At 73.3% G+C, this 14,024-nt stretch carries 12 protein-coding genes; 6 read left to right on the forward strand and 6 right to left on the reverse strand.

The features are described 5' to 3' along the window. The first annotated feature begins 1 nt into the window (after position 1). The 5 genes from AC1WTP_RS01095 (at position 2) to AC1WTP_RS01115 (ending at position 6,766) form a co-directional block, all read left to right on the forward strand. Positions 2-733 carry a (Fe-S)-binding protein gene (locus AC1WTP_RS01095; protein ID WP_481647359.1) on the forward strand — a complete coding sequence of 244 codons (732 nt, stop codon included), beginning with the start codon at positions 2-4 and terminating at the stop codon, positions 731-733. Next, positions 730-2,193, forward strand: a complete 1,464-nt coding sequence (locus AC1WTP_RS01100) for a lactate utilization protein B (protein ID WP_481647360.1) — start codon at positions 730-732, stop codon at positions 2,191-2,193. Before AC1WTP_RS01095 ends, AC1WTP_RS01100 begins: the two co-directional genes overlap by 4 nt. Next, complete coding sequence (locus AC1WTP_RS01105; RefSeq protein WP_481647361.1) at positions 2,180-2,800, forward strand: LutC/YkgG family protein; 621 nt, start codon at positions 2,180-2,182, stop codon at positions 2,798-2,800. The genes AC1WTP_RS01100 and AC1WTP_RS01105 overlap by 14 nt, the downstream gene beginning before the upstream one ends. 209 nt (positions 2,801-3,009) lie before the next feature. Further along, positions 3,010-4,944, forward strand: coding sequence for an NHL repeat-containing protein (locus tag AC1WTP_RS01110; RefSeq protein ID WP_481647362.1), 1,935 nt, complete (start codon positions 3,010-3,012; stop codon positions 4,942-4,944). A gap of 583 nt (positions 4,945-5,527) precedes the next feature. Then, the gene (locus AC1WTP_RS01115) at positions 5,528-6,766 is read left to right on the forward strand and encodes a golvesin C-terminal-like domain-containing protein (protein ID WP_481647419.1); all 1,239 of its coding nucleotides are present in this window, start codon (positions 5,528-5,530) and stop codon (positions 6,764-6,766) included. Positions 6,767-6,814: 48 nt separating this feature from the next. Here the strand turns inward: AC1WTP_RS01115 and AC1WTP_RS01120 are convergent, their stop codons facing one another. The 4 genes from AC1WTP_RS01120 to AC1WTP_RS01135 all read right to left on the reverse strand — a co-directional run bounded on the left by AC1WTP_RS01120 (position 6,815) and on the right by AC1WTP_RS01135 (position 10,653). Then, positions 6,815-8,038, reverse strand: coding sequence for a multidrug effflux MFS transporter (locus tag AC1WTP_RS01120; protein ID WP_481647420.1), 1,224 nt, complete (start codon positions 8,036-8,038; stop codon positions 6,815-6,817). 199 nt (positions 8,039-8,237) lie between these two features. Continuing rightward, positions 8,238-9,125: an ion transporter gene (locus tag AC1WTP_RS01125; RefSeq protein ID WP_481647363.1), complete on the reverse strand. Its 888-nt coding sequence runs from the start codon at positions 9,123-9,125 to the stop codon at positions 8,238-8,240. 193 nt (positions 9,126-9,318) lie between these two features. After that, the gene (locus AC1WTP_RS01130; protein WP_481647364.1) at positions 9,319-10,065 is read right to left on the reverse strand and encodes a hypothetical protein; all 747 of its coding nucleotides are present in this window, start codon (positions 10,063-10,065) and stop codon (positions 9,319-9,321) included. A gap of 63 nt (positions 10,066-10,128) precedes the next feature. Beyond that, the gene (locus AC1WTP_RS01135; protein WP_481647365.1) at positions 10,129-10,653 is read right to left on the reverse strand and encodes a hypothetical protein; all 525 of its coding nucleotides are present in this window, start codon (positions 10,651-10,653) and stop codon (positions 10,129-10,131) included. Between the two features lie 142 nt (positions 10,654-10,795). Here AC1WTP_RS01135 and ligD point away from each other — a divergent pair, with 142 nt between their 5' ends. After that, positions 10,796-11,761 carry a non-homologous end-joining DNA ligase gene (gene ligD, locus AC1WTP_RS01140; RefSeq protein ID WP_481647366.1) on the forward strand — a complete coding sequence of 322 codons (966 nt, stop codon included), beginning with the start codon at positions 10,796-10,798 and terminating at the stop codon, positions 11,759-11,761. A gap of 19 nt (positions 11,762-11,780) precedes the next feature. On the opposite strand, the gene AC1WTP_RS01145 is transcribed toward ligD, so the two are convergent. Both AC1WTP_RS01145 and AC1WTP_RS01150 read right to left on the reverse strand, forming a co-directional pair. After that, positions 11,781-13,082 carry an MFS transporter gene (locus AC1WTP_RS01145; RefSeq protein WP_481647367.1) on the reverse strand — a complete coding sequence of 434 codons (1,302 nt, stop codon included), beginning with the start codon at positions 13,080-13,082 and terminating at the stop codon, positions 11,781-11,783. Positions 13,083-13,349: 267 nt separating this feature from the next. After that, the gene (locus tag AC1WTP_RS01150) at positions 13,350-13,895 is read right to left on the reverse strand and encodes a carboxymuconolactone decarboxylase family protein (RefSeq protein ID WP_481647368.1); all 546 of its coding nucleotides are present in this window, start codon (positions 13,893-13,895) and stop codon (positions 13,350-13,352) included. Positions 13,896-14,024 lie beyond the last annotated feature (129 nt).

Raw genomic sequence — 14,024 nt, forward strand, 5'->3', positions numbered from 1 at the left:
GATGCGGGTCGCGCTCTTCGTCACCTGCGTGAACGACCTGATGTTCCCGGGCACCGGGCAGGCGGTGGTGCGGGTGCTGGAACGCCTCGGGCACACCGTCGACTTTCCGCAGGCGCAGACGTGTTGCGGGCAGATGCACGCGAACAGCGGCTACCGGGCCGAGGCGCTGCCGATGGTGCGCGGCTTCGTCGAGACGTTCGCCGGGTACGAGGTGGTGGTCGCCCCGTCCGGCTCGTGCGTGGCGATGGTCCGGGACGCGTACCCCCGGCTGGCGGCACCGGACGCGCGGCTGGCGGCGGCGGTCGCCGCCCTCGCCCCGCGGACCTTCGAGTTCTCCGAGCTGCTGCTGGACGTGCTCGGGGTGACCGACGTCGGCGCCGAGTTCCCGCACCGGGTCGCCTACCACCCGACCTGCCACGGGCTGCGGATGCTGCGCCTGGGCGACCGGCCGCAGCGGTTGCTGCGCGCGGTGCGCGGGCTGGACCTGCTGCCGCTGGCCGACGCGGAGCAGTGCTGCGGGTTCGGCGGCACGTTCGCGGTGAAGAACAGCGAGGTGTCGGCCGCGATGCTCGCCGACAAGTGCACCGCCGCGGTGGACACCGGGGCGGAGTTCCTGGCCGCGGCCGACAACTCCTGCCTGGCCCACATCGGCGGTGGGCTGTCCCGCCGGGCCGGTGCGCCCCGACCGGTCCACTACGCCGAGATCCTGGCCAGTACGGGAGGCAGCACGTGACCGGCACCGGCAACATCACCGCTCGGCTCCCCTTCCCCACCGCCGCCCGCGAGCAGCTGGCGAACCCGCAGCTGCGGGCGAACCTGCACCGGGCCACCCGGACGATCCGGGACAAGCGGCTGCGGGTCGTCGGCGAGGTCGACGACTGGGAACGGCTGCGGCTGGCCGGGGCCGCGATCAAGGACGACACGCTCAGCCGGCTGCCGGAGCTGCTGGAGCAGTTCGAGGCCGCCGCGACCGCGGCCGGCGCCGTGGTGCACTGGGCGCGCGACGCGACCGAGGCGTGCGAGCTGGTCACCGGGCTGGTCCGGCGGACCGGGGCCGACGAGGTGGTCAAGGTCAAGTCGATGGCCACCCAGGAGATCGGGTTGAACGAGGCGCTCGCCGAGGCCGGCATCAGCGCCGTCGAGACGGACCTGGCCGAGTTGATCGTGCAGCTGGCCGGGGACACGCCCTCGCACATCCTGGTGCCGGCGATCCACTACAACCGCGCCCAGATCCGCGACATCTTCGCCCGCCGGATGCCCGGGGTGGAGCTGGGCCGGCTGACCGACGAGCCGGCGGCGCTGGCCGAAGCGGCCCGCCGGCACCTGCGGCAGCGGTTCCTCTCCGCCCGGGTCGCCGTCTCCGGCGCCAACTTCGCGATCGCCGAGACGGGCACCCTGGTGGTGGTGGAGTCGGAGGGCAACGGCCGGATGTGCCTGACCCTGCCCGAGACGCTGATCTCGGTGGTCGGGGTGGAGAAGATCCTGCCGCGCTTCACCGACCTCGAGGTCTTCCTGCAACTGCTGCCGCGCTCCTCCACCGGCGAGCGGATGAACCCCTACACGTCGATGTGGACGGGGGTCACCGCCGGGGACGGCCCGGGCGAGGCCCACATCGTGCTCGTCGACAACGGCCGCAGCGGCACCCTCGCCGACGGCGTCGGCCGCCAGGCGTTGCGCTGCATCCGCTGTTCCGCGTGCCTCAACGTCTGCCCGGTCTACGAGAAGGTGGGCGGCCACGCCTACGGCTCGGTCTACCCGGGGCCGATCGGCGCCATCCTCTCCCCCCAGCTGACCGGCCCGGGCGGTGGGGCGAACCGCACCCTGCCGTACGCGTCCACCCTCTGCGGCGCCTGCTACGACGCCTGCCCGGTCCGGATCAACATCCCCGAGGTGCTGGTCCACCTGCGCCAGGCCGGGGTGGACGCGCGCCGCGGCCGACCGTCCGCCGAACGGACCGCGATGCGGACCATGTCCTGGGTCATGCGCGAGCGCAAGCGGTACGCCGCCGCGCTGCGCGCCGCCCGACGGGGCGCGGCGCCGCTGCGGCTGGTCGCCGGGGACCGGGCCGCCCTGCGCCGCCTCCCCTGGCCGCTCTCCGCGTGGACCGACAGCCGCGACGCGCCGCTGCCGGCCCGGCAGACCTTCCGTGACTGGTGGGCGGCCCGAGATGGGGAACGCGATGGACGCGCGTGAGGAGATCCTGGCCCGGCTCCGCGCGGCCCGGCCGGCCGCGCCGGTGGAGGTGCCCAGGGGGTACGACCGCACGACGGGGTACGCGGACCCGGTGGGCCTGTTCGTCGACCGGGTGGCGGACTACCGGGCCACGGTGCACCGGTGCGCGGCCGGCGAGCTGCCGGCGGTGCTGGCGCGGCTGTTGGCGGAGGTGCCGGCGGTGGCCGTACCGGCCGCGGCGCCGACCGGCTGGCTGGCCCGCTACCCCGGGACGGTGCGGCGCGACGACCCGGCGCGGCCGCTCGCGGTGACCGACCTGGACGCCCCCGGGCTCGCCGTGCTCACCGGTTGCGCGGTCGCGATCGCGGCGACCGGCACCCTGATCCTGGACACCGGGCCGGAGCAGGGACGCCGGCTGCTGTCACTGGTGCCCGACCACCACATCTGCGTCGTCCACACCGGTCAGATCGTCGGCGGCCTGCCGGAGGGGCTGGCCCGGCTGGCCGACCCGACCCGCCCGCTGACCCTGATCTCGGGCCCGTCCGCCACCAGCGACATCGAACTGGACCGGGTGGAAGGGGTGCACGGCCCGCGCCGGTTGCAGGTCGTGATCGTGGACGGCTCGTGAGCCGACGGGCACGACGCCACGGCCACCCGGCCTGAGCGCCGGTTACGGGCCGTCCGTAAATTCCCCACTAGAGGGTCCTCTTCATCCCTGTCTCGAAAGGCAGCGACCGTACTAGACTTTGCCGCAATTACGGTCCCGACCGAAAGGTTCGCTCGGTCGCGGTTCGACGCCCTTCCCGAGACCTCACCTACCGATGAGGAGCATGCGCCATGACGCATCTCAACCGGCGTAACCTGATCCGGCTCACGGCCCTGTCCGCGCTCGGCGGCGCCGCGCTCGGCGAGCTGCCGGCCGCGGCCGGGAGCCCGCGCCAGCCCGGGCGGTTCGGCCCGGCGTCGCTGAGCGCGGCGATCGTCGGCATGGCCGTGGACGGCACCACGGCCTACTTCGTCACCCGGGGGCAGACGCCGCCGAAGGTGGTCACGTACGACATCGTGGCCCGTGCCGTGACCGACGTGGTGTCGCTCGAACGGGGCGACGGGGCGTGGGCCTGCACCGTCTCCGGCGGCAAGGTCTACATCGGCACGTACTCGTTCGGCGACATCGTCGAGTACGACCCGGCGAGCAGGACCGCCCGGCGGCTCGGCAGCATCGGCCCGTCGGGCACGATCGTGTTCGCCGCCACCACCGCCCCGGACGGCGTCGTCTACTTCGGCACCTACCCCCGGGGTGAGGTCTGGTCCCTGCAACCGGCGACCGGGGCCCTGACCAACCTCGGGCGCGCGTTTCCCGGGTCCCAGTACGCCCGGCTGCTGGCCGCCGACGAGAGCTACGTGTACGCGGGCACGATCCCGGCGCACATCGTGCGGATCGACCGGGGCACCGGGGCGAAGGTCGACATCATGCCCGTCGGTACCCCGCTGGACGCGGGCCTCGGCGCGCTGGCCGCGGCGGGCGGGCGGGTCTACGCCGCATCCGCCTTCGGCGTCCACGACATCGCCCGCGACGGTACCGGCTACGTCGAGGTGCCCGCCGACGGGGAGTACCTGGTCGACTCGCTCACCGTCACCGACGGCGGTGGGCTGCTCGCCCTGGGACGGCTGACCGGATCGATCCTCCGCCGCGAGGGCGACCGGTTGGCCGCCATCGCCCAGGGCCCGACCGGTGACGAGGGACGCGGCGTGGCGCTGCTTGCCGACGGGACGGTCTTCGCCGCGAACGGCAGTGGTCGGGTGTCGATCCTCGCGCCCGGCCGGGACGCGGTGGAGCAGGACGACCTGACCGACGACGCGCGGGCGGCCGGACCCGAACTCCTCCAGTCGATGTGCGCCGCTCCCGATGGTTCGGTGTACGTCGGCGGGCACTTCGCGATCACCGTGCACGAGCCGGCCCGTGGCGTCAGCCGTCGCTATCCGGTCGCGGGCGAGGCGAAGGACATCGTCGCCTGGCGGGACCGGATGATCAGCGCCCTGTACCCGAGCGGCGAGGTCGTCGAACTGGACCCCCGCACCGGTCGGGTCCGCAGCTTCGGCAGGATCGGCCACAACCAGCAGCGACCCTGGGACGTGGTGCACCACAAGCCGTCGGGCCTCGTCCTGATCGCCTCGGCCCCGCGGTACGGCAGCCTGCAGGGCGCGCTCACGCTGCTGGACCCGGCGACCGGGCAGATGGAGGTACGCCTCGACATCCTGCCGAACCAGGCGCTGAACGCCATCGCGCTGGACGGGGACCTGGCCTACCTCGCCGGGGACACCTGGGGCGGCAACGGCACCCCGCCCACCGAGCCGACCTCCCAGGTGGCGGTCTTCGACCTCAACCGCCGGGAGGTGGTCGACCGGTTCGCGCCGCTGCCCAACCAGCCCAGCGTGCAACACGTCGACGTGTTCAACGGCGTGCTCTACGCGCTGTACAAGCGCACGAGCGGCACGTGGACCGCGTACGACCTGACCACCCGAAGCGTGCTGCGGTCCGGCAGGCTCAGCGGGTACGGGGAGGTCGTCGCGCACCACGGCCGGGTCTACGCCGCAGCGAACTTCGGCGACAACATCTACGAGCTGGGGCCGGGGCTGGAGTCGGCGGTGCCGCTGTACACCGGCATCGGCACCAACTGGTACACGGTTCCCCGGATCGAGCCGGTCGCCGGCGCCCGGAAGGCGTGGACCGCGGTGGACCGCGACCTGGCACTGATCGACCTGCCCGGCTGACCGGCGATCCGTCACCGGTCGGGCCGGGGGCCACCACATTGACGTCGGTCTCTGGCGCTGCGCGTCCTCTCATGGTAGGAATCTGCCAAAGAAGCCATCGTGTGCGAAGGTTTCCCACGGAGGGGCGTCGATGAGGACAAGCAGGATCATGGCCGGCCTGGCGGCCGCCATCGTCGGTCTGGCGGTGGCGGCCACCCCAACCCGGGCCGCCCCCACGGACGACCGGGTCGTCAGCTACCACGGCTACCGGGTGCCGGTGCCGGCGGACTGGCAGATCGTCGACCTCTCCACCGACCCGCACGCGTGCGTCCGGTTCGACCGGCCCGCGGTCTACCTCGGCCATCCGGGCGACGAGCCCTGGTGCCCGTCCGGGCTGGTCGGGCGCACGGCGGGGCTGATCATCGAGCCGATCGACGCCGTCACCGCCGAGCGGGTCGGCACGGACACCGCCGTCACGACGAGCGGCCGGGCGACCGCGGAGCGCCCGGTGTCCCGCGACGGATCGATCCAGGTCGCGGTCCGCGACGCGGGCGTGCTCGTCACGGCCTTCCACACCCCGGAGACCGAGTCGACGGTCCGGCGGATCCTGGACTCCGCCCGGCTCGGACCGGGCGCCACGCCGGTGTCGCTGGACGCCGTGCGCGCCGCCTCGAAGCCCGCCACGGCGCTGCCGTTGGCGGCGTCCGGTCCACAGCCGGGCACCTACACCGGCAAGGGCTTCGACACGTGTACCGCCCCGTCGCAGTCGACCATGAACACGTGGCGCAACGCGTCGCCCTACCGTGCGGTCGGCATCTACATCAGCGGCGCCAGCCGGTCCTGCGCCCAGGCCAACCTCACTTCGACCTGGGTGACCAACCAGACCAACAACGGCTGGCACCTCATCCCGATCGAGCTCGACCGTCAGGCGCCGTGCGGCACCCGCACGCCGAAGATGTCGTACGACCCGGCCACCGCCCGGTCCGAGGGGGCGACCCGGGCGACCAGCGCGGTGAGCGCGGCTCAGGCGCTGGGCATCCCCGCCGGAAGCGTGATCTACAATGACATCGAGCACTACCCGTCGAGTGAGTCGTGCAAGGCGGCGGTGCTGTCGTACCTCTCCGGCTGGACCGAACGGCTGCACGCGCTGGGCTACCTCTCCGGCATGTACTCCAGCGGCTCCTCGGGCTTCCGGGATCTCTGCGGCGCCTACCACGACACCCGGTACACCCGGGTCGACCACCTCTTCTTCGCCTGGTGGAACGGCGCGGCGGACACCGACGCCGGCGACTACTGCCCGGACGGGTACTACGCCAACCGTCAGCGCATCCACCAGTACACCGGTGACAGCTACGAGACCTGGGGCGGCGTGCGGATCTACATCGACCGCGACTATCTCGACGTCTCGACCGGCACCACGGAACCCCCGCCGGGCTTCAGCGTCACGGTCGACAACACCACCACGGGCCGGTTCACCGCGAGCGCGAACTGGGGCACCTCGACCTACTCCAGTCAACGGCTCGGTCCCGACTACCGGTTCGCCACGCCGACCCCGGCCAGCGATGTCGCCTGGTACAAGGCGGACCTGCCGGAGACCGGCAGCTACCAGGTCTCGGTCTGGTATCCGGCCGACGCGGGCTACAACGACTCGACCCCGTACGTCGTGGCCACCACCGGCGGCAACCAGACCGTGCGGGTGAACCAGCGGGTCAACGGTGGTCAGTGGGTGTCGCTGGGCGTGTTCACCCTGGCCGGCGGCGACGGCGACAAGGTGGGGGTGAGCCGGTGGACCAGCGGCACCGGCTACGTCATCGCCGACGCCGTCCGCATCACCCGCGTCTGACCGGGGCCGGCGGTGGCGGCGTCACGAGCGTCGCCACCGTCCGCACCGTCAGTGCGCCGGCACGACCAGCGCGTCCGGTTCGAGGTCGACGAGCCGGGCCGGGCGTACGACCACGAACAGCACCACCATCGCCGCCACCATGCCGCCGGCGACGACCAGGGCCATCGCGACCGCGCCGTTGCCCAGCACACCCACCAGGGGTGCGGCCAGCGCGCCGACGCCGAACTGCACGGCGCCGAGCAGCGCGGATGCCGTACCGGCCGCCTCCCCGTGCCGGGACAGGGCCAGGGCCGGCGCGTTCGGCATGGCGAGGCCCGCCGCGGCGAGCACCACCCACAGCGACACCAGCAGGCTCGGCAGGCCGCCGAGGCCGGTCGCGGCGAAGGCGAGCAGCGCCAGACCGGCCGCGGTCCCGACGCCCAGGGCGGTGACGAGGATCCGCTGCGGTGAGTAACGGCGCAGCAGTCGTACGTTGACCTGGGTCGCCGCGATCAGCCCGACCGCGCCCGCGCCGAAGGCCAGCCCGAACTGCTGCTCGTCCAGTCCGTACTGCTCCTGCAGGACGAACGACGACCCGGCCACGTAGGCGAACAGCGCCGCCATGGCGAGCCCGGCGACCAGGACCAGGCCCACGAAGGTCCGGTCCCGCAGCAGCGAGCCGTACACGGTCAGCGTGGCGACCACCCCGCCGCGCTGGCGGCGGTCGGCCGGCAGCGTCTCGCGCAGGCCGAGCACGGCGACCACGATGAGCAGCGCACCGAAGGCGGCCAGCGCCACGAACACGCCGCGCCAGTCCGTCCAGCGCAGCACCCCGCCACCGAGGGTCGGCGCGAGGATCGGCGCCGCCCCCATCACCAGCAGCAGCCGGGAGAGCAGCCGGGCGAAGGCCGCGCCGCTGAACAGGTCGCGGACCACGGCCATCGCGACCACCGTGGCCGCGGCGACGCCGAGGCCCTGCAGCACCCGCAACGCGCCCAGCACCGTGATGTTCGGTGCGAGGACGCAGAGCACCGACGCCACGACGTGCAACGCGATGCCGGCGATCAGCGGTGCGCGCCGGCCGACGGCGTCGGAGAGCGGGCCGATCAGCAACTGGCCGAGCGCGAGCCCCGCCAGCGTGCCGGTGAGGGTCAGTTGGACCGCCGCCGACGTGGTCTGGAAGTCGGCGACGATCGCGGGGAGCGCGGGCAGGTACATGTCGATCGTCAGCGGCCCCACCGCGATCAGCGATCCGAGCACGAGGACGAGGCGCAGGCGTTGCCGGGGGCTCATCAGGTCACCCGGCGTCGGCGGAGCCGCCGGAGCCTCGACGCCGGCGGTCATCGGGTCAGCTCCGGCCGGTCGTCGGGCCGGCGGGCGGGAAACAGCGCAGGAGTCACATCTGACTCCAGGTCCCGATCCGGTGATCTGATTCCCGATCGGGTGGGAGGTGCCGCAGGTCACAGCCGGGCCGCGGCGCGCGCCGACGCCCTCAGCTCGTGCGCTCGCCCTGGTGCGGGCGCGGCCGGCCGGGCCCGTCGTCGCGGTCGATCCGCAGTTCCCGCTCCAGTTCGACGATGACCGCCCGCAGGTCGTCCAGTCGCTGGGTGAGCGCGATCCGGTCCACCTCGTCGGGCACGCCGTCGCCGTCCTCGTCGTAGTCGGGCGACAGCCGCTCGGTCATCTCCAGCCGGCGCGCCTCCTCCATCGAGTTGACGATGACCGCGATCAGGATGTTCAACAGCAGGTTCACGGTGATCATCACGTAGCTGACGTAGTAGAGCAGGGTCCACGGTGACACCGTCATGCCCTGCTGGATGAGATCCGGCAGGGTCTCCAGCGACAACAGCACGAACAGGGTGAGCAGGGAGCGGCCGATGTCCCCGTACTGCTCCGGAAACCGCTCCCCGAAGATCAACCAGCCGGCCATGCCGTAGACGTAGAGGGTGACCGCCGCCAGGGCGAGGAAGCCCGCGACGCCCGGGAGGCTTCGCCACAGCGCCGCCACGATGGTGCGCAGCCCGGGCGAGAACCGCACCAGGCGCAGCACCCGGGCCACCCGCAGGAAGCGCAGCACGGCCGAGTCGCCGTGCAGCCCGGGGATGAAGATCGCCGCGGTCACCAGGAAGTCGAAGACGTTCCAGCCGTGCCGGAAGAAGTCCTGCGGCCGGCGGCCGTACGCCAGCACCCGGATCGCGATCTCGACGACGAAGACCAGCCGGAAGAACCGCTCCAGCCAGTGCAGCACCGGCTCCGCCGCCCCGAGATCGCGGTACGTCTCGACACCGAGCACCACCCCGTTGGCCATGATGGCGACGACGATGACCGCCTCGAACGGGCGGGACCCGGCGATGCGCGCACAGCGTTCCGCCAGGCTCACGGGCCCGGCAGGCGGCTGCCGACCGGAACCCCGCTGCACGGGTAGGGACGGCCGGCTCACCGCCCCCACACGTCCGCACGCGCAGCGCAGACCGCGGACCGGGCATCGGAAGGGCGCCGGGCAAGCATGCCGACAGCCTAAGCGGCGCCGCCCGACGGTGACGGGGCTGATTCCGCCGGTGTGCCGCCGGTGCTCAGGCCCACTTCCCCTCGAACAGCGGCTCGACCGGGCGCTCCCGGCGCCCGATCCGCAGGTCCCCGAAGACGGTGCTCCGCTCCGCCCGCTCGACCTCCGCGTCCAGGTCGATCTGCAACTCCTCGGAGGCGTCGTGCGCCGCGCCGATGAGGACGACTTCGGTCCCGGCGTGGTCGAGGAAGCCGGGCGGGTCGAGCGGGGCGAAGCGGCGGCCGTGGAACTTCTCCTGCAACGTGGCGGGCAGCGTGACCTTCCGGGAGCCCCGCAGGCCGACCCCGGGCGGGGAGGGCGCCTGCGGGTTCTTCACCGTGACGATGTAGCTCGCCTCCGGCTCGATGCTCAGTTCGTGCTGCGGTGGGCCGGGGTGCAGGGGCAGTTCGAGTTCGTACGCGAGGTGGGTGTGGTCGTCGTGCCGGGCGATCACGTACGCCCCCTCCGCCGCGGGCCGGGCCGGTGGCTGCTCCCGCCGGTCGCGGGTCTTCGTCCGGTACGTGCGCGTCCGCAGCGTCTCGTGCAACTGCTCGGGCCGCTCCACCACCTCGTCGACGAACGCCCAGAACCGGTCGTGCTCGTCGATACCGGGCAGCCGCTTGCGCCCGACCACGAGCAGCCGCAGGTGCCGCCCCCGCCACGGGTGCATCACCACCAACAGCCGTTGCACCTCGTCGAGCGAGTCGACGTGCTCCTCCGCCACCCGCGGGCGGTAGAAGAAGTAGATGTCCCCGTCCTCAAGCAGTTCGGCCACCCGCGCCGCGTACCCGGACCGGCCGCCGGTCCAACCCCCGGTGTCCCCGCTGTTCAGGATCGCTCAGCTGTCGGCGTAGACCAGGTCCAGCGTGTCGGTGCGCCCGGACCAGCGGAGGTCGAGGCGCCAGCAGCCCGCCCGCGGCATGTCGATGATCGACGGGCCCGGACCGCCGGCGACCTCGCGGGTCACCCGGGTGTCGGTGCCGTCGAGCGTCGCGGCGATCGTCAAGGTGGCCGACGACGTCGGGTCGGACGGGGTGTCGGCGGTACGGGAGACCCAGAGGATCTTGTTGTTGGACCCGTCCTTCCGGTCCGGGCGAAGCGGGTGACCGAACAGCACCGCGACGATGTCACCCTTCGCGCCGAAGACGTGCGGGACGCGGGCGTCCCCGCTGAACCCGGCGTCCGCCCAGTCAGGCAGCGACCCGGTCTCGATCCGCGAGCCGCACCCGGTCGCGGCCCCCGCCGCCGCGCCCGCCGGGGCCGTGGTGGCCGAGGCGCCGGCCGGTGTGGTCGGGCGGCCCGTGGGCGTGCACGCCGCCAGCAGGACCGCCGACCCCAGCAACAACCTGCCCCATGACCGCATCTCGCGCCCCCCGTCGTGCCCGCCGTTGACTCCTGCCGTTATCAGGACACCGGCCGGGTCTTCCGGGTTCCCCGGCGGAACCCGGTGCGCCGGCTTGACCGAAGGCCGCATCTCGGGACGTGGAGTTGGTCATGATCGAGGCGTGACTGCCAGGATGCCGACCCTCGTGCGCCCGATGCTCGCCACCAGCGGCGCCCTGCCCGGCGGGTCCGGTTGGGGGTACGAGTTCAAGTGGGACGGCGTGCGCGCGATCGCCTACGTCGCCGGCGAGGTGCGGCTGCTCAGCCGCAACGACCGCGACGTCACCCGGGCGTACCCGGAACTGGGCGAGCTGGCCCGGCTGCTACCGGGCCGCCGGGCGGTGCTGGACGGCGAGATCGTCGCCCTCGACGACCAGGGCCGGCCCAGCTTCTCCGCGCTGCAGCGCCGCATGCACGTCCGGGCGCCGTCCGCCGGACTGGTCACCGCGACCCCGGTCCGGCTGTACCTGTTCGACCTCCTGCACCTCGACGGGCGGGACCTCACCGCCCTGCCGTACACCGAGCGCCGCAGCGCGCTGCAGGAACTCGACCTCAGTGGGCAGGGCGTCGACACCCCGCCCTACTGGACCGGCGACGCCGGTCGGGACCTGGCCACGGCCGCCGCCGACCTCGGCCTCGAAGGGGTCGTGGCCAAGCGACTCGGCGCACCCTACGAACCTGGCCGCCGCTTTCCGGCCTGGGTGAAGGTGCCCCTCAACGACACCGTCGAGGTCATCGTGGGCGGCTACCAGCCCGGCGCCGGCCGGCGCGCCGGCACCATCGGTTCCCTGCTGCTCGGCATGTACGACAGCACCGACAGGCTGACCTACATCGGCCACGTCGGCACCGGCTTCACCCAGACCGCGCTAAGCGACCTGCAGCAGCGGCTGAACCCGCTACGCCGCCCGGACCCACCGTTCGACTCTCCGGTGCCGCGTGCGCACGCCCGGCACGCCGTCTGGGTGGACCCGGTCCTGGTCGGCGACGTCACCTTCCGGTCCTGGACCCCCGATCAGCGACTGCGTCACCCGTCCTGGAAGGGGCTCCGCAGCGACCGCGAACCCACCGAGATCCGGCTGCGACGCTGAACCGGAGCCGCCGCGGGCGTCAGGGCCGCTGCTGCGCCGGGCGCCGGCGACGCAGGTCGAACGCGTCCGGATGCCGGGCGAACATCCACGCCGCGAGGGCGAGCGCCACCAGGCACAGCGCTCCCGGGACGGCGAAGCCGACCTGGTGGCCGAGCGCGGCGACGGAGAGGGTCGCCACGAGGCTGCCGTTGACCGTCGCCACGTTCTCGTGACTGAGATACATCGACGTCGCCGCGCCGGGCCGTCCCCGCATCAACCGCTGCGCCAGGTCGATGCCGACCATCACGGTGGCCGCGCCGAAGATCGCGTACCCGACCTGCAACAGCATCAGCTGGCCGGGTGTGGCCACGACGACCAGGCCGCCGTAGTAGAGCACGCTCGCGGCACCGCCGGCCAGGAACACCGTGCCGCGTCCCCAGCGCTGGGCCGCGAACGCCATCGCCGGCATCAGCACCAGCTCGCACAGCGGTGGCACCGCCAGCGCGAGGCCGGTCAGCTGCGGCGGGGCGTGCAGGGAGACGCTCATCAGGATCGGCAGCTGGGCCAACTGCATCACGCGTCCACTGGAGAACAACACCATGACGACCGCGAGGACGAGCAGCAGCCGCTGACCGCTCCCCGTTCTCGTCCGGGCGGCGGCGGGTCCGCCGGTGTGCTCGGGCAGGCCCGGAGGCGGTGTCCCGGCGACGCGGATGTCGCCCACGCGCAGGAGGTACCACGACAGCGCCACGCAGCAGAAGCAGACGACGGCCACGGCCCGCAGCAGCGACCGTGGCCCGAGGTAGGCCAGACCGAGACCGCCGAGGCCGAATCCGGCGAACGAACCGATCGACAACAGCATGCGCAGCAGGGCGATCACGGCGGTGGACGTGGCGCTGTCCCGCTGCCGGTCGACGAGGTCACGGGCGTGGGCCATCAGCTGCGCGTTGGGGACGCCGACCGCGCAGAAGAAGACGATCCCGACGGCGAGCATCGCCGGGTACGACCGGACGCTCGCCAGGATCGCGTAGCCGATCCCGAGCCACCCGAGACCGGCGGGGATGAGCAGCCGTCGGACGCCGGCGCGGTCGGAGAGGTGGCCGGTCGCGAGCAGCGCCGCCATGCTGGCCACCGCGACGAGGGCGAAGTTGACCGTCACCTCGGTGTCGGAGGCGCCCAACTCGGTGCGGGCGTACAGCGCCAGCACGCCCAGCGCCGCGAACGACGCCGTCGAGCTGACCAGCATCAGCACCATCAGCGGCCGGTACGGCGCCGAGGCCCGCCACGCGTGCGCTCTCCGGCCGCCGCCGGGGCCCGGCGGGGCGTCGATCTGTGCCGCCATCAAACGCCTCCCCGAGGCGGGACCCGCCGCGTGGGCTGGCTACGCGCGGCGCCTCCGGGCGGTCCGGATACCGCCCGCTCGGAGTCTCGCCCCGAGTCAGACCATAGGCGAGTGCGGCGACGCCGGTGCTCGCCGCACCGCACCTTCGTAGGATGCCCCGGCACGTGCCCGTGGCCGCACCGCGATCACCGTCCTACCCGGAGGCCGCCCGGTCCGCGCTCGCCTGGGTGGTGCCCGCCCTTCACGGGCACGTCCGGCCCGGACCGGTCAGGGTGCGTAACCGTGGTCGACGATCCGGCGCGCCGCCGCCGCGTACGCCTGCGGGTCGGCGGGCGCGACGGCGCCCAGACCGTCGACGTACCGGTTGAACATGGAGAAGGCCGCGGCGATCAGCACCGTGTCGTGGATCTCCAGGTCGGTCGCGCCCTCGGCGCGCGCCCCCGCTACCAGGTCGGTGGTCACCTTGCGGCCGTCCTGCCGGACGGCGGCGGCGATGCGCAGCAGGGCGCGCAGCTTGCCGGGGATCGGCGCGTTCTCCGGATCGGCGTGGACCTGCTCGACCAGCGTCATGCCGCCGTCGAGTCGGGCCGCGGCGACGGCGGAGTGACCTGACGCGCAGTAGCCGCACCCGTTCAGCCGGGAGACGTAGGCGGCGATCAGCTCGCGCTCCCCCGGAGTCAACGGGTGCGGCTCGGCGCGCAGCAGGACCTCGGCCAGTTCGTTGAGCGGCCGCGCCGTCTCGGGGCGGAACCGCATCAGCCCGACGATGCCGGGGAACTGCTGCTCGTCGACTCCAAGGGGAATGTGCGCCATCCGGTCACGCTCCGGTCAGGTCTGGGGTGGGTGCCCCGCACCCTGCCACAGCCGGCCCGTTCGCGCTGTCTCTCCGGCGCTCCCCCGCTCTCGTCCGGAGGTGGGCGCGACGATGCCGCGCGTGCCGGG

The sequence above is a fragment of the Micromonospora sp. R311 genome, assembly GCF_056780015.1.